Raw genomic sequence first — 21,169 nt, 5'->3', positions numbered from 1 at the left:
TGTTACAATGAAAGTGTTAATTTCTTGAAATTTAAATTCATAATAAAGGAGGTGGAATGAGTGAAGATTGCTGTGCGAATCGGATTTATTTTGATCGGAATCGTCGTCGGCTGGTTTGGTATTATCGAAGCGATGTTGCTGTTAGGTGACTTCGGAGTGAGTGTGCCCGCTTGGTTGACGATTCCTTACGTAGCTAGTTTGATTGGTGGACTTATCTTCTTCATTCTTAGTTTATTCTTGACCGATGGGGTCGTTAAATTTATCCGTTTCATCGAAGAACGGCTCGTCCGTTTACCGGTCGGTGATATTTTGTTTGGGTCGATCGGATTGATTATCGGTTTGTTGATTGCCTTTTTGATCAGTGTCTCATTAGAAGTGACGAATATTTTCTTGCTCAGCAAGGTCGTACCGATCTTTGTGACTGCCTTGTTTGGTTACTTCGGTTTTGCTGTCGGTTACCGGAAGCGGAACGAATGGATTAAACTGTTCGTCAAGAGTGAACGCGAGAAGCCGGCCGCGGAACCATTGCGCCGCTCGAACGATAAAATTTTAGATACGAGCGTCATTATCGACGGTCGGATTGCTGACATTTCGAAGACCGGTTTTATTGAAGGGACGCTCATCGTGCCGCAATTTGTCATCGGCGAACTTCAATATATTGCCGATTCATCGGATACATTGAAGCGGAATCGTGGGCGTCGTGGGCTCGATATTTTAAAAGAGTTGCAAGACAACGACCGCATCGAAGTCGAGATTTATGACGGCGATTTCGAAGACGTCGCCGAAGTGGACATCAAGTTGATCAAATTGGCGGAGTTGAAAAAAGGCATCGTCGTGACGAACGACTACAATTTGAACAAAGTGTGCGAAGTTCGGAACGTCCCGGTATTGAATATTAACGATTTGGCCAATTCGGTCAAACAGATCGTCATTCCAGGGGAAGAGATGGTCGTGACGGTCATTAAAGAAGGAAAAGAACAAAATCAAGGCGTCGCGTACCTCGAAGACGGCACGATGGTCGTCGTTGAAGGCGGACGCAAGTTGATTTCGAAGACGTTGCCTGTTGTCGTGACGAGCGTGCTTCAAACATCGGCGGGTCGTATGATTTTTGCTCGTCCTGAATAAGTATGGAAAAAGAGACGCATTAGCGCTCTCTTTTTTCACGAAAAGAGGTGAATGGAATGGTGCGTTATACGGTGGTCATCCCAGCCGCAGGTAAAGGGAAGCGGATGGGGGCCGATGAGAATAAATTAATGCTGGCGCTGCAAGGAAAACCGATTATCGTCTGGACGGTCGAGGCGTTCTCAAACGATGCATGGTGTGAGCGCATCGTTCTCGCTGTGCGTCCGGAGGAACAAGAATGGTTCGAGCGGCAGTTGCATCATCTAAAGACCCCGATTACATATGTGACGGGTGGGGAAGAACGACAACAGAGCGTTCGGGCCGGTTTACAAGTTATCGACCCGAACGGCATCGTCTTGATTCATGACGGGGCACGGCCGTTCGTACGTATCGATCAACTTCACGCTATCGCGGAGGCAGCCGAGACGGAAGGTGCGATTCTTGCCGTCCCAGTCAAAGACACGGTTAAACAAGTCGCAGTCGGACACATTACACAGACGGTGCCACGTGAGGCGTTATGGCTAGCACAAACTCCACAGGCGTTTCGCGCAGCCGACATTCGGGCCGTCCATGACCAGGCAGAAATTTCTGGGTTCATCGGCACGGACGATGCGAGTTTATTCGAGTGGGCGGGCAAAAAAGTGACTGTGTTGACAGGTGACTATCACAACATTAAAATCACGACGCCGGAAGATTTATTGTTTGGAGAGGCGATTTTAACGAAGGAGGACTATCGATGAGAATCGGACAAGGATTTGATGTACATGCGTTCGCCGAAGGGCGTCCGCTCATTTTAGGGGGAATCGAGATTCCACACGACCGCGGCCTGCTTGGCCACTCGGATGCGGACGTCTTGTTGCATACGATCGCCGATGCAGCCCTTGGGGCGATCGCAGCGGGCGATATCGGTAAGCATTTCCCAGATACGGACCCGAACTTTAAAGATGCGGATTCAAAGGTGTTGTTGCAACACGTCTGGCAACTCGTCAAAGCAGAAGGCTATGTGCTCGGCAACGTCGATGCGACAGTGATGGCAGAGCGACCGAAGCTTCGTACGTACATCGACGATATGCGAGCGGTCATCGCCGAGTTGCTCGAGGCAGACATCAGCCAAGTGAACGTCAAAGCGACGACGACTGAAAAGCTCGGCTTCACCGGACGTGAAGAAGGAATTGCCGCCCAGGCGGTCATCCTGCTCAACCGTGCTTGACAAAAGTGGTATACTATTTGGGCAGAAGAGAAGAAAGGTGGAAATATTATGAGTGAAGTGCGCGTACGCTATGCGCCGAGTCCGACGGGTCACCTTCATATTGGGAACGCCCGGACCGCGCTATTTAACTATTTGTATGCTCGCCATGCCGGCGGGAAGATGATTCTCCGAATCGAGGATACGGACCAGAAACGGAACGTTGAGAACGGTGTTGAGAGTCAAATGAAATACTTGGAATGGCTCGGCATCGATTGGGATGAAGGTCCAGGCCGCGGCGGCGATCACGGTCCTTACTTCCAAATGGAGCGACTCGACCTCTATAATCAATACGTGAACGAGTTGATGGACAAAGGACTCGCTTATAAATGCTATATGACGTCAGAAGAACTCGAGGCGGAACGCGAAGCCCAAATCGCGCGCGGCGAAGCACCACGCTATTCAGGTGCACATCGTAACTTGAGTGACGAAGAGCGTGCGGCGTTCGAAGCCGAGGGACGTAAACCATCGATTCGAATTCGTGTACCGGAAGCGGTCACGTACAAGTGGACCGACGTCGTCAAAGGGGACGTCTCGTTCGAATCAAAAGATTTTGGTGACTGGGTCATCGTCAAACAAGACGGGATTCCGACGTATAACTTCGCTGTTGTCGTCGATGACCACTTGATGAACATCAGCCACGTGTTGCGTGGGGACGACCATATCGCCAACACACCGAAACAGATGATGGTCTATGATGCGCTCGGTTGGGACTACCCTGCGTTTGGTCATATGACTTTGATTTATAACGAAAACCATAAGAAGCTCTCGAAACGCGATGAGTCAATCATCCAGTTCATCGAGCAATATGCGGACCTCGGGTACCTCCCAGGGGCGCTCTTTAACTTCATCTCACTTCTTGGTTGGTCTCCGGTTGGAGAAGAAGAAATCTTTACGAAAGAAACATTCATTGAGATGTTTGACGCAGGTCGTTTGTCGAAGAGTCCGGCCGTCTTCGACCAACAGAAACTCGCTTGGATTAACAGCGTCTACATGAAACAAGCTTCGCTTGACGAAGTGGTGGCACTCAGTTTACCATTCTTACAAGAAGCAGGACGTTTACCGAACGCTTTGTCAATGGAACAAGCCGATTGGGCGACAGCGCTCATCGCTCTCTATAAAGAACAAATGACGCACGGTGCTGAAATCGTATCATTGACGGATCTGTTCTTTAAAGATGAGGTCGAATACGACGAAGAGGCCAATGCAGTCCTCGCTGGGGAAACGGTACCGGCTGTTCTTGCCGAGTTCAAGACTCAGCTTGAAGCAATCGAAGACTTCACGCCGGAAGCCGTCAAAGCAGCGACAAAAGCGACACAAAAGGCAACTGGGCAAAAAGGGAAGAACTTGTTCATGCCGATCCGCGTCGCAACGACGGGGCAGACGCACGGACCAGAACTTCCGAACGCTATTTCATTGATTGGCAAAGAGCGTGTCTTGGCACGTCTCACAACATTATTAGCTTAAAGGCAATGATGAGGAAAGTAAGCGGTATGACACTTAACAGAGACTAGAACCAAGGCTGGAAGTTCTAGAGTGGTCCCCCGTCGAAGTGCACCTCGGAGCCGTTCCGGCGATATGTAGTCGGGACCGCGACTCGGCGTTAACGAGACTTGAGAGGGGAACTATCCCAAACAGAGTGGAACCGCGCTTACGGCGTCTCTGTGCCTTGGCACAGGGGCGTCTTTGTTTTTGATATGGAAAAGGAGAACAATTATGGGATTTTGGAAAAGTGTGAGCGAAGATATTCGGAATGTGCTCGAGCTCGATCCGGCTGCCCGCTCAAAAGTAGAAGTCATTTTAACATATCCAGGGTTACACGCACTTTGGGCACATCGAATCGCGCATGGACTGTGGACGCGCAACGTGAAGTTAATGGCAAAGTTGATTGCCCAGACGAGTCGTTGGTTGACGGGGATAGAGATTCATCCCGGTGCGGTCATCGGTGAACGCTTGTTTATCGATCATGGGTTTGGCATCGTCATCGGGGAGACGGCGATTATCGGGAATGACGTAACGATTTATCAAGGCGTGACGCTCGGCGGAACGGGAAAAGAGAAAGGAAAACGTCATCCGACCATCGGGAATGATGTGCTCATCTCGGCCGGGGCTAAAGTGCTCGGGAATATCGCGATTGGCGATTGCGTCAAAATCGGGGCAAGTTCCGTCGTTTTAAAAGACGTCCCATCTGACTCGACCGTTGTCGGAATTCCAGGGCGGGTCGTCATCCGGAACGGCGAGCGCGTCAAACAGCACGACCTCGATCATCGCTTCCCAGACCCGGACCGCGAATGCCAAGAGCGACTAGAACGTGCTGTCGCACAGTTAGAAGACAAACTTGCTTCATTAGAAAAACGGATGGAGGAAAACACACATGATTCAGTTTTACAACAGCCTCACGAATAAGAAAGAACCGTTCGTGCCAATCGTTCCGGGAAAAGTATCGATGTACGTATGTGGGCCGACCGTCTACAATTACATCCACGTCGGTAACGCCCGTCCAGCAATCGCCTTTGATACGGTTCGCCGTTACTTGACGTACCGGGGCTATGACGTCAAATACGTCCTTAACTTCACGGATGTGGACGATAAGATTATCCGGACCGCGAACGAACTCGGGGAAGACGTCGGGACGTTGACGAACCGTTATATCGATGCCTACTTGGAAGACACTGGTGCCTTGAATGTCTTACCGGCTGATGTCCATCCGCGTGTTACAGACACGATGGACGAGATCATCACGTTCATCCGCGAACTCGAGACTCAAGATTTTGCGTATGAGGCAGGTGGGGACGTTTATTTCCGGACGCGTAAGTTTGAGACGTACGGAAAATTGAGTCAGCAGTCAATCGAAGACTTGCGAGCGGGCTCACGTGTCGACGTCGGGGAAAAGAAAGAAGATCCGCTCGATTTCGTCTTGTGGAAAGCGGCGAAACCAGGTGAGCCGGCATGGGAAAGTCCATGGGGGCAAGGTCGTCCAGGCTGGCATATCGAGTGCTCAGCGATGGCGAAAAAACACCTTGGCGCAACGATTGATATTCACGCCGGTGGACACGACCTCAAATTCCCGCACCACGAGAACGAGATTGCCCAGTCGGAGGCATGCAACCATACGAAGTTCGCGAACTACTGGCTGCATAACGGGTTCATCAATATCGAGAACGAAAAGATGTCCAAATCGCTCGGGAACTTCCTGCTCGTCCATGAGGCGTTGAAGGAAGTAGATGCGATGGTGCTCCGCTTCTTCATGTTGTCGGTCCACTATCGTCATCCGATCAACTATAGCCGTGAGTTGATCGAACAAGCGGCGAATGGATGGGATCGCATCAAAGAAGCGTATCAAAACGTCGAATATCGTCTATCGGTCACGGCTGGCCTTGAAGAGCCGAGCGAGGCGATGGAGCGTAAGCTTACGACCATTAAAGCAGCCTTCATCGAAGCGATGGATGATGACATGAATACGGCGAACGCGGTGACAGTACTGTTCGACTTGGCGCGTGAAGCCAACATCTATGCGAAAGCCGACCATGTGTCGAAAGTTACGCTCGACAACGTGATTGCCCTGTTCGAAGAATTGACAGGCGTGCTCGGGTTGACGATCAAAGTAGAAGCAGAACTCCTCGACGCGGAAATTGACCAATTGATCCAAGAGCGGAACACGGCCCGTGCGGAGCGAAACTTTGCCCGAGCCGATGAAATTCGAGATATCTTGAAAGAGCAGAAGATACAACTCGAGGATACGGCTCAAGGGGTGCGGTGGAAACGGTTATGAAGCAACAAGCCCCCCAACTGAACGCCCTCGCCCTCGCCTATATGGGGGACGCCGTATACGAGATGGCGGTACGGAAGCGTCTGCTCGCTCAAGGGATGACGAAGCCGAATGATCTCCACCGCGGCGCGATCCGCTACGTCAATGCGGCGGCCCAAGCCGGGGTTGTGACCCATTGGCTCGAGACTAGTGTCTTGAGTGAGGATGAAGCGGCGGTCGTCCGCCGCGGGAAGAACGCGAAATCCGGTTCTATTCCAAAACGCACGGATGTCCACACGTACCGCTACTCGACTGCGTTCGAGGCATTGATTGGCTACACATATCTAATGGAAAGAAGGGATCGTCTTGAAGAACTCATCGAACAAGCGTTCACATGGCTCGAAACCGAGTCATTCGAAACGACATGACGGAGCAAGGGAGCAACGTTCATTCGACCGTCCACGAGGCGAACGGAACGAACGCCCACAACGTCAGAAGCTAGAACGACCTGACTATCAAGAAGTAGATGTCATGGAAGAAGGAATCGACTTCCTTTACGGTCGTAATCCGGTCATGGAGGCGCTCCGGAGCGGGCGTGATATGAACAAGGTCTTCATTATGGAAGGCCAACAGAAAGGGCCACTCGCTCAAATCATCGGCATGGCCAACGAGGCATCGGTTCAAATCTCATTCGTCCCGAAGACGAAACTCGAGAAGATGGCCGGCAGCGAACATCACCAAGGTGTTGTCGCCGCGGTTGCTGCGTACGAATATAAGTCGATTGAAGACATGTTCGCCCTCGCCGAATCAAAAGGAGAAACGCCGCTGTTCATCTTACTGGATGAACTCGAAGACCCGCATAACCTCGGTTCGATTTTGCGTACGGCGGATGCGGTCGGAGCGCACGGGATTATCATTCCGAAGCGTCGCTCGGTCGGCTTGACGCAGACGGTGGCGAAAGCGTCGACAGGAGCGATCGAGTATATCCCGGTCGCGCGCGTCACGAACTTGACACGGACGCTTGAAGAATTAAAAGAGAAAGGGCTATGGGTCGTCGGGACAGACGCGAGCGAGAGCCAAGACTATCGTCGCCTCGATGGGAACATGCCGCTCGTCGTCGTCATCGGTAGTGAAGGTAAAGGGATGAGCCGCCTCGTGCGCGAATCGTGTGACTTCCTCGTCCACATGCCGATGGTCGGTCACGTCACGTCGCTGAACGCCTCGGTTGCGGCCGCGCTTCTCTTGTATGAAGTGCATCGCTCACGTAACCCATTGTCATGAGCATCAAGAAACGGGAATTACTCCTCGTGGATGGGTATAACATCATTGGCGCATGGCCACATCTTCGAAAGCTACGCGATATCGATTTTGAGAAAGCACGAACCGATTTGATTGAAGCGATGGCCGAGTATCAAGCGGTAACAGGTCGCGAAGTGACCATCGTCTTCGATGCCCATATGCGGTATGGACGGGAGTCGAAAGCGAATCAGAGTCGTGTCGCGGTCGTCTACACGAAAGAACACGAGACGGCGGACGAATGGATTGAGCGCCGTGCGCACGACCTTGTCGATGACCGGCTCGTGACGCTGTTCGTGGCGACGAACGATTTTACCGAACAGTGGGTCATCTTCGGACAAGGAGCGCTTCGGGTTCCCGCCAATGAATTATTAAAGGATTGGAAGCACGCCCAGGTGTTGATTGAAAAAGAGCGATCGGCACTCGAACAGGACCGGTCGAATCGAAAAACAATCGACCTCTCCCCAGACATAAGAGCCCGATTGGAAGAAATACGTCGCCGTAAATGAAGCGGTGAAAGATATCACGGACGAGTTCATGAAATGGACTCGTCTTTTGTTTTAAATTTGACATTTATTTGAAAGGGAATGTTGTATACTAATAGATATATGAGTTACACGATATGTAATTGACGGAATTTTTAGAATTTTGTTTGACGGTCGTTTTAACTGACGCCTATAATGAGAGCACAAACTTACATAAGTTCATCAATCGCCGGGGGGTAAGAAACATGAACGGATGGCCATACGAGCAGTTTGAAAGCATGTCCGACGAAGAGCTGGTCTTTCTTGCGCGTAATGAGGGGGATAGCGACGCTCTTGAATTTTTGATTGAACGTTACCGGTATTTCGTCCGGGCAAAGGCAAGGTCTTATTTTTTGATTGGTGCCGACCACGAGGATATCGTCCAAGAGGGGATGATCGGGCTGTATAAAGGTGTCCGGGATTACCGCGATGAACGACTCGCCTCGTTTAAAAGTTTTGCCGAGATGTGCATCACCCGCCAAATGATCACCGCGATCAAAACGGCGACCCGTCAGAAGCATATCCCGCTCAATTCTTATGTCTCGCTCGACAAGCCGATTTTTGACGACGAGTCGGACCGGACGTTGCTCGATGTGATCTTGCCGCCACATCCGACGGACCCGCAGGATTTGCTCGTCACGAGAGAAGAACAACTGTTCATGGAAGAAAAGATGGACGAGCTCCTGAGTGACTTGGAACGAAAAGTGTTACGTCTTTATTTGGACGGCCGTTCGTACCAAGAAATCTCAGACGACCTTGACCGCCATGTAAAATCGATTGACAATGCGTTGCAACGCGTGAAGAAAAAGTTTGAGCGGCATGTCGACGTCAAAACGATGACGAGCTAACCGATATTGACCGCACGCCTCCTATGTGATACTTTTAAGGCAGCGCCTTGTCCGTAGACGCCATTTACAGGAGGCGTTTTTTTTTCGCTCTTTTTTATGGGAGAGCTGTCGAAAGGGGCGCTCATGAATGGCAAAGAAAGTAAGTCTCGCGTGCTCAGCGTGCGGGTCGAGTGGTTATTCGACCATGAAGCAAGACGACGTGACGACACGGCTCGAGCTGAAAAAGTTCTGCCGGCGTTGCAATGCGCATACGACACACCGAGAATCGAAGTAATGTAGATTGGCATTCAACGTAGGAGGAAGCTACCATGAACTTTTTGCGCGATGTATGGAAAGAGTTAAAGAAAACGAGTTGGCCGACTCGTAAAGAGCTCACAAAATATACCATCACGGTCATCGCGACGGTCGTCGTGATCGGCCTGTTCGTGTTCGGCGTAGATACTGGTGTCAGCTATCTCGTCAACCTATTGATTAACTAAGGAAAGAGGTGAAAGCCGTGGAGAAACAATGGTTTGTTGTCCAGACGTATTCTGGATTTGAAAACAACGTCAAAGAAAACCTAGAACGTCGAATCGGTTCGATGAACATGGAAGATAAAATTTTCCGCGTCCTCGTTCCGACTGAAACAACGCAAGAAGAAGTCACACTTAAGAGTGGCGAGAAGAAGATTAAAGAAAAAGAAGTGAAGAGCTTCCCAGGTTACGTCTTCGTCGAGATGATCATGACGGATGATTCGTGGTATGTCGTTCGGAACACACCGAACGTCACCGGCTTCCTCGGTTCGACAGGCGGCGGCGCTAAGCCAATCCCGCTTCAACCGGACGAAGTGACGAACGTCTTGTCACAGATGGGTCTCATCGAGAAGAAAGATCGTTATAACTACGAACTCGGTGACCTTGTCCGTGTCAAAGAAGGCGCATTTGAGAACTTCGAAGGAACGATTGATGAAATCGAAGCCGATAAAGAGAAGCTCAAAGTTGTCGTCGACATGTTCGGCCGTGAAACAAAAATTGAACTTGATTTCGAACAAGTTCAGAAAATTAACTAATACCCACTTGCCATTCTCGGAAACGGATGGTACAATCGGAAATGTTTGATGTTGTGCTATATTTCGGTACAAACTCGACCTAATAGATTGAGTGGGAGGGCGCACAACGTCCAAGAAACCACATTTTAGACTTAAGGAGGTGTGTCTCGTGGCGAAAAAAGTTACTAAACTCGTTAAACTTCAAATCCCAGCTGGTAAAGCTAACCCAGCACCACCAGTAGGTCCAGCACTTGGTCAAGCAGGTGTTAACATCATGGGATTCTGTAAAGAGTTCAACGCTCGTACACAAGACCAAGCCGGATTGATTATTCCTGTAGTCATTACGGTATACGAAGATCGTTCGTTTACATTCATTACGAAAACTCCACCAGCTGCAGTTCTTTTGAAGAAAGCTGCTGGTATCGAGAGCGGTTCTGGTGAACCAAACCGTAAGAAGGTAGCAACGGTTAAGCGTGATAAAGTTCGCGAAATCGCTGAACTTAAAATGCCTGACCTTAACGCGTCGTCTGTTGAAACAGCGATGCTTATGGTTGAAGGTACTGCGCGTAGTATGGGTATTGTAATCGAAGACTAATTTATTAGTCTCTGGGATTGTCGGTGAATATTATGCTCACCTTCAATCCCTTCATTATGTGGGAGGAAATTCCGCTAACCACAAGGAGGAAAAGAATCATGGGTAAAAAACACCAAGAAGCAGCTAAGCTTGTTGACCGCATGAAGTCATACGAACTCGCTGAGGCCGTTGAACTCGTACAAAAAACAGCTACTGCTAAATTCGATGAAACAATCGAAGTTGCTGTCCGTCTCGGCGTAGATCCGAAGAAAGCGGACCAACAAATCCGCGGTGCCGTCGTACTTCCACACGGTACTGGTAAAACACAAAAAGTTCTCGTCTTCGCAAAAGGCGAAAAAGTTAAAGAAGCTGAAGCGGCTGGCGCTGACTACGTCGGTGACTCTGAGTTCATCACTAAAATCCAACAAGGATGGTTCGACTTCGATGTAATCGTTGCGACACCTGACATGATGGGCGAAGTTGGTAAACTTGGTCGCGTTCTCGGACCAAAAGGCCTCATGCCTAACCCGAAAACAGGCACAGTCACGTTCGACGTTGCGAAAGCAATCGCGGACATCAAAGCTGGTAAAGTAGAATACCGTGTTGACAAAGCCGGTAACATCCACGTACCAGTTGGTAAGAAGTCATTTGAAGCAACAAAACTCTCTGAGAACATCGAAACAATCATCGAGACGCTCATGAAAGTGAAGCCTGCTACTGCAAAAGGAACTTACCTTAAAAACATCGCGCTTTCTTCGACAATGGGTCCTGGAATCCGTGTCGCGACTGCCGACTTCATCAAGTAATCTACTTGAAATAAACTGTTGACAACGTGTGATACCGCTGTTAAAGTAATACACGTTCAACCGAATATGTTGGATTACCGTAGACAGAAGGTGGACATCGGTCCGTAAACCCTTCCGAGGTGTCTTTGCTCGAACTTGAGCCTGTTGTCACAGGTTTACTTTCAAACAATTACGCCCTCGTATGTCTTCATACGAGGGATTTCTTTTTGGAGAGCAGCCTCTCGTCCGGTATAAGAATTGACTAGGAGGTGCAAACACATGGCAAGCGAAAAAATCGTATCTCAGAAATCGGCACTCGTCGATGAAATCGCTGAGAAAATGCAAGCAAGCGTTGGGACAATCGTTGTTGACTACCGTGGACTTACAGTTGAAGAAGTGACTACACTCCGTAAATCACTCCGTGACGCTGGAATCGAGTTCAAAGTATACAAAAACGGTCTCCTTCGCCGCGCAGCAGTTCAGTCGAACTTCGAAGGTCTTGACGAAGTCTTCACTGGCCCTACAGCAATCGCGTTCTCGAACGAAGACGTTGTAGCTCCAGCGAAGATCTTGAACGACTTCTCGAAAGAGCACAAAGCGCTCGAATTGAAAGGCGGAATCATCGAAGGCAAAGTAACTTCACTTGAAGAAGTTAAAGCCCTTGCAGAACTTCCATCACGCGATGGTCTTCTCTCGATGCTTCTCAGCGTCCTTCAAGCTCCAATCCGTGGGCTCGCAGTCGCAACAAACGCAATCGCAGAACAAAAAGAAGAGCAAACTGCTTAATTTTTGTCTCGTAGCGTAACCAAAACCAATCTTTACAACATCAAAGGAGGAAAACCATAATGGCTTTCAACAAAGAGCAATTCATCGAAGACCTCAAATCAATGACGGTTCTCGAACTTAACGAACTCGTAAAAACAATCGAAGAAGAATTCGGCGTATCAGCAGCAGCTCCAGTAGCAGTTGCAGGTGCAGGCGCAGCAGCAGCTGAAGAGCAAACTGAATTCGACGTAATCCTCACAAACGCTGGCGCTGGTAAAATCAACGTCATCAAAGCAGTTCGTGAACTTACAGGCCTCGGTCTTAAAGAAGCGAAAGCACTCGTTGACGGAACTCCGGCTCCAGTCAAAGAAGGCGTTTCTAAAGAAGACGCAGACGCAGTCAAAGCTAAGCTTGAAGAAGCTGGCGCAACTGTCGAAGTTAAGTAATCCAACTTTTACTTCAAAACCTATAGAAGCTCGCTATGGCGAGCTTCTTTTATTTCCTTGAAGAGTGGGTTAGGAGGTTCAATGCATGGGAGATCATTACTATACGAACGACCCTCGTTCGAAAAGTGCCCCTGAGACATGGACGTACGAGTTACGAGGGAAGACATATCGCTTCACCTCGGACCGCGGCGTGTTCTCGAAAGGATCGGTCGATTTTGGGTCACGTCTCTTAATCGAATCATTTGAAGTGCCTGATGTTGAAGGGCGCATTTTAGATGTGGGCTGCGGCTACGGTCCGATGGGGATCTCGCTTGCCGACGCCTCTGGGCGTGAAGCACTCCTCGTCGACGTGAACGAGCGAGCGCTTGCCTTGTCAGAGCAAAACGCCGCCCAGAACGGAGTGACGATCGAGACGCGGCTCAGCCACGCTTACGACGCGGTCGGTGATGAACAGTTCGCCGCAATCGTGACCAATCCGCCAATTCGGGCCGGAAAGCAAGTGGTCCATACGATTCTGCGAGACGCGCATGCGCATCTCGTCGTAGGTGGAGCGCTCTATGTCGTCATCCAAAAGAAACAAGGAGCGCCTTCTGCCAAGAAGTTGCTTGAAGATGTATTTGGTCAAGTCGAGACGGTTGTGAAAGAGAAAGGGTATTTCATTTTCCGAGCAATTCGCTCTTGACAAACGGTGAAGTCTTGTTGACTCGCTATAACGTATATGCTAACATTATAAAATGCCATTGGAATGGAATTCGCCTTGAACTGCCGCGTTTGCCGCTTTTTAGACGCGGAAAAGAGACGACATTCAATGACAATGTTCGATTATTACGCCCGAAAAATTCGATAGAGAATTGGGGGTCTGAGAGGTGAATCAGTTGACTGGTCAACTTGTTCAGTACGGTCGTCACCGTCAGAGAAGAAGCTTTGCCCGTATCAGTGAGGTATTAGAGCTTCCGAATTTGATTGAAATTCAAACTGCTTCTTACGAGTGGTTCTTACGTGAAGGATTGAAAGAGATGTTTACGGACATTTCGCCAATCTCCGACTTCACTGGAAACCTCGTGCTCGAGTTCATCGATTATTCGCTCAGTGAGCCGAAGTATTCGATCGATGAGTCGAAGGAGCGAGACGTAACTTACTCTGCGCCGTTGCGCGTAAAAGTACGTCTGCAAAACAAAGAGACAGGTGAGCTCAAAGAACAAGAAGTATTCATGGGTGATTTCCCGCTCATGACAGAATCGGGAACGTTTATCATTAACGGTGCAGAACGCGTTATTGTTTCCCAGCTTGTTCGTTCACCAAGCGTTTATTACAACGCGAAACTCGATAAAAACGGTAAGCGTGGTTTCGGTGCGACAGTCATTCCGAACCGTGGTGCATGGCTCGAACTTGAGACAGATGCCAAAGATATCGTTTACGTTCGTATTGACCGTACCCGCAAAATCCCGGTAACGGTGTTGTTGCGTGCCCTCGGATTCGGTACGGATCAAGAGATTATCGACCTTCTTGGGGATGACGAATACCTTCGCAACACCCTTGAAAAAGATAATACAGAATCAACAGAAAAAGCGTTGATCGAAATTTACGAGCGTCTCCGCCCTGGTGAACCACCAACGGTTGAGAACGCGAAGTCACTTCTCGTATCTCGTTTCTTCGACCCAAAACGTTACGACCTTGCCAACGTCGGTCGCTACAAGATGAACAAAAAACTTCATCTTAAAAACCGTCTCTTCGGCCAAAAATTGGCCGAGACGCTCGTTGACCCAGAAACAGGCGAAGTCATCGCTGAAGCTGGAACAATCCTCGATCGTCGCAACCTCGACCGCGTTCTTCCACACTTGGAGAACGGCCTCGGTTATATGGATGCTGAGCCGACAGGCGGCGTCGCTGAAGGTGAACCGTTCGGTCTTCAATCAATCAAAGTTATCTCACCAGATGACCCAGATGGAGAGCGTATCTTGAACATTATCGGTAACGGCAATATCGACCGTAGCGTGAAGCACATCACGCCGGCTGATATCATCGCATCGATCAACTACTTCTTTAACTTGCTACACGAAGTCGGAACAACAGATGACATCGACCACTTAGGAAACCGTCGTCTTCGTTCAGTCGGAGAACTTCTCCAAAACCAATTCCGGATCGGGCTTTCTCGTATGGAACGTGTCGTTAAAGAACGGATGTCGATTCAAGATCAAAATGCGATCACACCACAGGCGCTTATCAACATTCGCCCGGTAATCGCATCGCTAAAAGAGTTCTTCGGTAGCTCGCAATTATCACAGTTCATGGACCAAACAAACCCGCTCGCAGAGCTCACGCACAAGCGTCGTCTCTCTGCACTTGGACCGGGTGGTTTGACACGTGAGCGTGCTGGTTTCGAAGTTCGAGACGTTCACTATTCGCACTACGGTCGGATGTGTCCAATCGAAACACCAGAAGGACCGAACATCGGTCTCATCAACTCACTTTCGTCTTATGCGAAAGTAAACGAATACGGCTTCATCGAAGCACCGTATCGTCGAGTCGACCCAGAAACAGGTCTCGTCACGAGCGAGATTCAATATATGACGGCGGATGAAGAAGATCTCTACGTCGTCGCCCAGGCGAACATGCCGCTCACAGAAGAAGGCGGTTTCGCCAACGAACAAGTCCTTTGCCGCTTCCGCGGACAAAACTTGTCAGTTGAGCCGAACCGAGTCGATTACATGGACGTATCGCCGAAACAGGTTGTTTCTGCCGCGACGGCATGTATCCCGTTCCTTGAGAACGATGACTCGAACCGTGCCCTCATGGGAGCGAACATGCAACGTCAAGCTGTACCGCTTCTTCAACCAGATTCACCGATTATCGGTACTGGGATGGAGTACGTATCAGCGAAAGACTCTGGAGCCGCGATCATCGCGAAATTCCCAGGTGTCGTCGAGCGTGTCACAGCACGTGAAATCTTGGTCCGCCGCACATCTGACGTGAACGGTTCTGAGGTATCAGGTGACCTTGACCGCTACAAACTTCAAAAGTATGTCCGTTCGAACCAAGGGACATGCTACAACCAGAAGCCGATCATCGCTGCTGGTGACCGTGTCGAAAAAGGAGAAATCCTTGCTGACGGTCCATCGATGGATATGGGTGAGCTCGCGCTCGGCCGTAACGTCGTGGTCGCCTTCATGACATGGGACGGTTACAACTATGAGGATGCGATCATCATGAGTGAGCGTCTCGTGAAAGATGACGTGTACACATCGATTCATATCGAAGAGTACGAGTCAGAATCACGCGATACGAAACTCGGACCTGAGGAAATCACACGTGATATTCCAAACGTCGGGGATGACGCACTTCGCAACTTGGACGACCGTGGGATCATCCGCATCGGTGCGGAAGTCAAGGATGGCGATATCCTCGTCGGTAAAGTAACGCCTAAAGGCGTGACTGAATTGACGGCGGAAGAGCGTCTCTTGCACGCGATCTTCGGTGAGAAGGCACGTGAAGTCCGTGATACGTCACTCCGTGTACCAAACGGCGGCGACGGCATCATTTTGGATGTCAAAGTGTTCGATCGTGAAAACGGTGACGAACTCTCACCGGGCGTGAACCAAATGGTTCGTGTCTACATCGTTCAAAAACGTAAGATTCACGAAGGGGATAAGATGGCGGGACGTCACGGTAACAAAGGTGTTATCTCGCGAATCCTCCCTGAAGAAGATATGCCATACATGCCGGACGGCACACCGATTGACATCATGCTTAACCCACTAGGTGTACCATCACGGATGAACATCGGTCAGGTACTCGAACTCCACCTTGGAATGGCGGCTAAAAAGCTCGGCATCAAAGTGGCGACACCTGTATTCGATGGTGCGCGTGAGGAAGACGTATGGGCAACGATTGAAGAAGCTGGAATGGACAAAGATGCCAAGACTCGTCTCTATGACGGTCGTACTGGTGAAGCGTTCGATAACCGCGTCTCGGTCGGTGTCATGTACATGATCAAACTCGCGCACATGGTTGATGATAAACTTCACGCTCGTTCGACAGGACCATACTCGCTCGTCACGCAACAACCGCTCGGTGGTAAAGCACAGTTCGGTGGACAGCGTTTCGGTGAGATGGAAGTATGGGCACTTGAAGCGTACGGCGCAGCCTACACGCTCCAAGAAATCCTTACAATCAAGTCGGATGACACGGTTGGCCGTGTGAAAGCATACGAGGCCATCGTGAAAGGTGAGAGCGTTCCGAAAGCGGGCGTTCCTGAATCGTTCCGCGTCTTGATCAAAGAGCTCCAAGCGCTCGGTATGGAAGTCAAGATGATGTCTGCGGACGATGAAGAAGTTGAAATGAAAGATGAAGATGACGACAACATCCCGAACGCAACATCGGCGTTAGAACAAGTCGTTCAACCGACTGTTACGGAAGAGGAATAAGGCGAAAAGGGAGGTCGGCCCCTTGGTAGATGTTAATCGATTTGAATATATGAAAATCGGCTTGGCTTCACCTGAGAAGATCCGTTCGTGGTCTTACGGGGAAGTCAAAAAGCCGGAAACGATCAACTATCGTACACTCAAACCAGAGAAGGACGGATTGTTCTGTGAACGAATCTTCGGTCCTACGAAAGACTGGGAATGTTACTGCGGGAAATACAAACGGATCCGTTATAAAGGAGTCATTTGTGACCGTTGTGGCGTTGAAGTGACGAAAGCGAAAGTGCGTCGCGAGCGTATGGGCCATATCGAGCTCGCGGCACCAGTTTCGCACATCTGGTACTTCAAAGGGATTCCAAGCCGAATGGGGCTTGTTCTCGACATGTCACCACGTGCGCTCGAAGAAGTGATCTACTTCGCGTCGTACGTCGTGACGGAGCCAGGTGACACCCCGCTTGAGAAGAAACAACTTCTCTCGGAAAAAGAATACCGTCTCTACCGTGAAAAATACGGTAGTGACTTCAGAGCAGACATGGGTGCGGAAGCGATCCGGACACTCCTTCAAGACGTTCAACTCGAGAAGGAAGTCGGAGAACTCCGCGAAGAATTGAAGACGGTTCAAGGTCAGCGTCGCACACGTGCGATCAAACGCCTTGAAGTGCTCGATGCATTCTTCACATCAGGCAATGATCCAGATTGGATGATCCTTGAAGTACTTCCTGTCATCCCGCCAGAGCTTCGCCCAATGGTGCAGCTCGACGGGGGACGCTTTGCGACTTCTGACTTGAACGATTTGTATCGTCGAGTCATCAACCGTAACAACCGTCTCAAACGTTTGCTCGACCTCGGCGCGCCGAACATCATCGTGCAAAACGAGAAGCGTATGCTTCAAGAAGCGGTTGACGCCCTCATCGACAACGGTCGTCGTGGTCGTCCGGTCACAGGTCCAGGTAACCGTCCATTGAAATCACTTTCACACATGTTGAAAGGGAAACAAGGTCGTTTCCGTCAAAACCTTCTTGGTAAACGGGTCGACTACTCAGGACGTTCGGTGATCGTCGTTGGACCAAACTTGAAGATGTACCAGTGTGGTCTCCCGAAAGAGATGGCACTTGAACTCTTCAAACCGTTCGTGATGAAAGAGCTTGTCGGTCGCGGCATCGCATCGAACATCAAGAACGCCAAACGTAAGATTGAGAAGATGCAACCAGAAATCTGGGGCGTCCTCGAAGAAGTCATTCGTGAGCATCCGGTTCTCTTGAACCGTGCCCCTACGCTTCACCGCCTAGGGATTCAAGCTTTCGAACCGATTCTCGTCGAAGGCCGTGCGATTCGCCTTCACCCGCTCGTATGTACGGCTTATAACGCCGACTTCGATGGTGACCAAATGGCGGTCCACGTACCACTTTCTGCCGAAGCGCAAGCCGAAGCTCGCCTTCTCATGCTCGCAGCGCAAAACATCTTGAACCCGAAAGACGGAAAACCAGTCGTTACACCATCGCAGGATATGGTCCTCGGTAACTACTACATCTCGCTTGAACGCGACGATGCCGTCGGACAAGGGAAAATTTTGTCGAACGTGAACGAAGCGCTTATCGCGTATCAAAATGGCTACGTCCATTTGCATACACGTGTGGCTCTTCCAGCACGGACGCTCAACAACCCGACGTTCACAGATGAGCAAAACGAGAAATTGTTGATCACAACGGTCGGTAAGATGATCTTTAACGAGATCTTGCCGAACACGTTCCCATACTTGAACGAACCGACGATGGAAAACTTGCAGGAAGCAACGCCTGATAAGTACTTCATCGACAAAGGTGCCAACGTGGCGGAAGAAATCGCCTCACGTCCACTCATCGAGCCGTTCAAAAAAGGATTCCTTGGAAAAGTCATCGCGGAAGTGTTCCAGAAGTTTGAAACGACTGAAACAAGCCGCATGCTTGACCGGATGAAAGATCTCGGCTTCAAACACTCGACGAAAGCCGGTGTGACGGTCGGAATCGCTGATATCATCGTTCTTCCGGACAAACAAGAAATCCTCGATGAAGCGCAAGCCCAAGTCGACCAAATCATGAAGTCATTCCGTCGCGGTCTCATCACTGAAGATGAGCGTTACGAGCGCGTTGTACGCTCTTGGAACGAAGCGAAAGATGAGATTCAATCACGATTGATGAAATCCCTCAATCGCTTGAACCCAATCTTCATGATGTCTGACTCAGGTGCCCGTGGTAACGCGTCCAACTTCACGCAGCTCGCAGGGATGCGTGGTTTGATGGCCGCTCCATCTGGCCGCATCATCGAACTTCCGATCAAATCTTCATTCCGTGAAGGTCTGACGGTACAAGAGTACTTCATCTCGACGCACGGTGCGCGTAAAGGTCTTGCCGATACAGCCCTTAAGACGGCTGACTCAGGTTACTTGACGCGTCGTCTCGTTGACGTAGCCCAAGATGTCATCATCCGTGAAGAAGATTGTGGAACGGACCGCGGTATCCGCGTCGCCGCCCTCCGCGAAGGCACGGAAGAAATCGAAAACTTGTATGACCGCCTCGTCGGCCGTACAGCGTTCGAGACAGTGGCACATCCGGAAACGGGTGAAGTCATGGTCGAGAAAAACCAATTGATTACCGAAGATCTCGCTCGCGACATCGTCGACGCTGGAATCGAACGAGTTGAAATCCGGACAGCCTTTACATGTAACACGTCACACGGCGTATGTAAAAAATGTTATGGCCGCAACTTGGCGACTGGCTCGAACGTTGAAGTCGGCGAAGCTGTCGGTATCATCGCCGCGCAATCGATCGGTGAGCCAGGAACGCAGCTTACAATGCGTACCTTCCACACAGGTGGTGTAGCCGGGGACGATATCACACAAGGTCTTCCGCGTATCCAAGAGGTATTCGAGGCTCGTAACCCGAAAGGGCAAGCGGTCATCTCGGAAATCCCGGGTACGGTCATCGACTTCACAGAGTCGCGTGACAAGCGTGAACTCACGGTCGAAGGACTCAGCGAGACACGTACGTACACGATCCCGTTCGGAGCACGTCTTCGTGTTCAAATCGGGGACACGGTAGAAGCCGGAGAAGTCTTCACGGAAGGTTCGATCGATCCGAAAGAATTGCTCGCCGTCCGTGGTGTATCTGGTGTTCAAAACTACCTTCTCCAAGAAGTACAAAAAGTTTACCGGATGCAAGGGGTAGAGATCGGCGACAAACACGTCGAAGTTATGGTTCGCCAAATGCTTCGCCGCGTCAAAGTCATCGAGTCTGGTGATACGCCACTCCTCCCTGGTTCGCTCGTCGACATCAGCGTCTTCAAAGAAGCATGTAAAGATGCGCTCCGCGAAGGCAAGAGCCCGGCGACAGCGAAACCGGTCCTTCTCGGAATCACGAAAGCGTCGCTTGAGACAGATTCGTTCCTCTCGGCCGCTTCGTTCCAAGAAACAACTCGTGTATTGACAGATGCTGCCATCAAAGGCAAGCGCGACTATCTCCTCGGACTCAAAGAGAACGTCATCATCGGGAAACTCGTTCCAGCTGGTACTGGGATGCCGGTTTACCGCGATGTCCAGCTCAAAGAAGAAGAGACGAAAGCCGTTCTCGAAGACACGACAGTCGAATAAAAACGTCTTGACAGCATAGGTTGGCGGTGCTACTATGATTTAGTGCCGCCAATCGGTTGTTGTCGATGACAACGGTGTCCAGCAGTCGGCAAGCTACTCGGACGTCACCCGATCTTTCTTCGGAAAGGTTTGGCTGCTATTATTGCCACTTTCAAGGTATAACTCACGTTTTTGCGAGGTCATGGAATGCCTACGCCTCGTAAAAGCGTTTCGTTATGACCTTAAATGAACCACCCGGGTCGGTGGGTCTAGAAAATAGCATAATTCAGGAAGGGAGGATCTTCAAAGATGCCTACTATCAACCAGTTAGTCCGTAAAGGACGTAAATCGAAAGTCGTTAAATCTGACTCTCCAGCACTTAACAAAGGTTACAACAGTTTCATCAAGTCACAAACAAACGTGAGCTCGCCACAGAAACGTGGTGTTTGTACACGTGTTGGTACAATGACTCCGAAGAAACCGAACTCGGCATTACGTAAGTATGCTCGTGTTCGTTTGACTAACCAAATCGAAGTGACTGCGTACATTCCAGGTATTGGCCACAACCTTCAAGAGCACAGCGTTGTTCTTATCCGTGGAGGACGTGTAAAAGACTTACCAGGGGTACGTTACCACATCGTTCGTGGTGCGCTTGACACTGCAGGTGTGGACGGACGTATGCAAGGCCGTTCTAAATACGGTACGAAACGTCCGAAAGCTGCGAAGAAGTAATTCTCGCGAAACTAAAAACTACTGAAATTTT

Annotated in this window: 21 protein-coding genes and 2 other annotated features; all 21 genes read left to right on the top strand. The window is 50.1% G+C overall.

Annotation, left to right across the window (positions count from 1 at the left end; all coding sequences use genetic code 11):
• Positions 1-60 precede the first annotated feature (60 nt).
• Positions 61-1,125 carry a PIN/TRAM domain-containing protein gene (locus EVJ33_RS13765; protein ID WP_131437974.1) on the top strand — a complete coding sequence of 355 codons (1,065 nt, stop codon included), beginning with the start codon at positions 61-63 and terminating at the stop codon, positions 1,123-1,125.
• Between the two features lie 59 nt (positions 1,126-1,184).
• Positions 1,185-1,862, top strand: a complete 678-nt coding sequence (ispD, locus tag EVJ33_RS13760) for a 2-C-methyl-D-erythritol 4-phosphate cytidylyltransferase (RefSeq protein ID WP_131437986.1) — start codon at positions 1,185-1,187, stop codon at positions 1,860-1,862.
• Positions 1,859-2,332, top strand: coding sequence for a 2-C-methyl-D-erythritol 2,4-cyclodiphosphate synthase (ispF, locus tag EVJ33_RS13755; RefSeq protein ID WP_131437972.1), 474 nt, complete (start codon positions 1,859-1,861; stop codon positions 2,330-2,332). Before ispD ends, ispF begins: the two co-directional genes overlap by 4 nt.
• Before the next feature lie 45 nt (positions 2,333-2,377).
• On the top strand, positions 2,378-3,835 hold the full coding sequence (gene gltX / locus EVJ33_RS13750) for a glutamate--tRNA ligase (RefSeq protein ID WP_201739718.1): 1,458 nt from the start codon (positions 2,378-2,380) through the stop codon (positions 3,833-3,835).
• Positions 3,832-4,035, top strand: a binding site (T-box leader). (Overlaps the previous gene by 4 nt.)
• A gap of 49 nt (positions 4,036-4,084) precedes the next feature.
• Positions 4,085-4,774 carry a serine O-acetyltransferase gene (cysE, locus tag EVJ33_RS13745; RefSeq protein WP_131437968.1) on the top strand — a complete coding sequence of 230 codons (690 nt, stop codon included), beginning with the start codon at positions 4,085-4,087 and terminating at the stop codon, positions 4,772-4,774.
• Positions 4,743-6,140 carry a cysteine--tRNA ligase gene (cysS, locus tag EVJ33_RS13740; protein WP_131437966.1) on the top strand — a complete coding sequence of 466 codons (1,398 nt, stop codon included), beginning with the start codon at positions 4,743-4,745 and terminating at the stop codon, positions 6,138-6,140. Before cysE ends, cysS begins: the two co-directional genes overlap by 32 nt.
• Positions 6,137-6,544, top strand: coding sequence for a Mini-ribonuclease 3 (locus tag EVJ33_RS13735; RefSeq protein ID WP_131437964.1), 408 nt, complete (start codon positions 6,137-6,139; stop codon positions 6,542-6,544). Before cysS ends, EVJ33_RS13735 begins: the two co-directional genes overlap by 4 nt.
• Before the next feature lie 103 nt (positions 6,545-6,647).
• On the top strand, positions 6,648-7,397 hold the full coding sequence (rlmB, locus tag EVJ33_RS13730) for a 23S rRNA (guanosine(2251)-2'-O)-methyltransferase RlmB (RefSeq protein ID WP_131437984.1): 750 nt from the start codon (positions 6,648-6,650) through the stop codon (positions 7,395-7,397).
• Positions 7,394-7,921 carry an NYN domain-containing protein gene (locus EVJ33_RS13725; protein WP_131437961.1) on the top strand — a complete coding sequence of 176 codons (528 nt, stop codon included), beginning with the start codon at positions 7,394-7,396 and terminating at the stop codon, positions 7,919-7,921. The genes rlmB and EVJ33_RS13725 overlap by 4 nt, the downstream gene beginning before the upstream one ends.
• Positions 7,922-8,142: 221 nt before the next feature.
• On the top strand, positions 8,143-8,784 hold the full coding sequence (gene sigH, locus EVJ33_RS13720; RefSeq protein WP_131437959.1) for an RNA polymerase sporulation sigma factor SigH: 642 nt from the start codon (positions 8,143-8,145) through the stop codon (positions 8,782-8,784).
• Positions 8,785-8,911: 127 nt separating this feature from the next.
• The gene (gene rpmG, locus EVJ33_RS13715; RefSeq protein ID WP_131437957.1) at positions 8,912-9,058 is read left to right on the top strand and encodes a 50S ribosomal protein L33; all 147 of its coding nucleotides are present in this window, start codon (positions 8,912-8,914) and stop codon (positions 9,056-9,058) included.
• A gap of 34 nt (positions 9,059-9,092) precedes the next feature.
• Positions 9,093-9,263, top strand: coding sequence for a preprotein translocase subunit SecE (gene secE, locus EVJ33_RS13710; protein ID WP_012727692.1), 171 nt, complete (start codon positions 9,093-9,095; stop codon positions 9,261-9,263).
• A 17-nt stretch (positions 9,264-9,280) separates the two neighbouring features.
• Positions 9,281-9,832, top strand: a complete 552-nt coding sequence (nusG, locus tag EVJ33_RS13705) for a transcription termination/antitermination protein NusG (RefSeq protein WP_114166670.1) — start codon at positions 9,281-9,283, stop codon at positions 9,830-9,832.
• 148 nt (positions 9,833-9,980) lie between these two features.
• Positions 9,981-10,406, top strand: coding sequence for a 50S ribosomal protein L11 (rplK, locus tag EVJ33_RS13700; RefSeq protein WP_021066593.1), 426 nt, complete (start codon positions 9,981-9,983; stop codon positions 10,404-10,406).
• Positions 10,407-10,504: 98 nt separating this feature from the next.
• On the top strand, positions 10,505-11,191 hold the full coding sequence (gene rplA, locus EVJ33_RS13695) for a 50S ribosomal protein L1 (RefSeq protein ID WP_034781720.1): 687 nt from the start codon (positions 10,505-10,507) through the stop codon (positions 11,189-11,191).
• 59 nt (positions 11,192-11,250) lie between these two features.
• Positions 11,251-11,404 (top strand) — a sequence feature (ribosomal protein L10 leader region).
• A gap of 45 nt (positions 11,405-11,449) precedes the next feature.
• Positions 11,450-11,956 (top strand): 50S ribosomal protein L10, encoded by a 507-nt coding sequence (gene rplJ / locus EVJ33_RS13690; protein ID WP_034781718.1) that lies wholly within the window; start codon positions 11,450-11,452, stop codon positions 11,954-11,956.
• 59 nt (positions 11,957-12,015) lie between these two features.
• Positions 12,016-12,381: a 50S ribosomal protein L7/L12 gene (gene rplL / locus EVJ33_RS13685; RefSeq protein ID WP_024372175.1), complete on the top strand. Its 366-nt coding sequence runs from the start codon at positions 12,016-12,018 to the stop codon at positions 12,379-12,381.
• Positions 12,382-12,466: 85 nt separating this feature from the next.
• Complete coding sequence (locus EVJ33_RS13680) at positions 12,467-13,063, top strand: class I SAM-dependent methyltransferase (protein ID WP_131437956.1); 597 nt, start codon at positions 12,467-12,469, stop codon at positions 13,061-13,063.
• Positions 13,064-13,256: 193 nt separating this feature from the next.
• Positions 13,257-16,805 (top strand): DNA-directed RNA polymerase subunit beta, encoded by a 3,549-nt coding sequence (gene rpoB, locus EVJ33_RS13675; protein ID WP_034781750.1) that lies wholly within the window; start codon positions 13,257-13,259, stop codon positions 16,803-16,805.
• Positions 16,806-16,827: 22 nt separating this feature from the next.
• Positions 16,828-20,427, top strand: coding sequence for a DNA-directed RNA polymerase subunit beta' (gene rpoC / locus EVJ33_RS13670; RefSeq protein ID WP_131437955.1), 3,600 nt, complete (start codon positions 16,828-16,830; stop codon positions 20,425-20,427).
• A gap of 288 nt (positions 20,428-20,715) precedes the next feature.
• Positions 20,716-21,138, top strand: coding sequence for a 30S ribosomal protein S12 (rpsL, locus tag EVJ33_RS13665; RefSeq protein WP_012727683.1), 423 nt, complete (start codon positions 20,716-20,718; stop codon positions 21,136-21,138).
• Positions 21,139-21,169: the final 31 nt, after the last annotated feature.

The organism is Exiguobacterium sp. SL-10, from assembly GCF_004337025.1.
Classification (GTDB): Bacteria; Bacillota; Bacilli; order Exiguobacteriales; family Exiguobacteriaceae; genus Exiguobacterium.
Note: the sequence above shows the minus strand (reverse complement) of the source record. Positions and strands in the feature narration are given on the sequence as shown.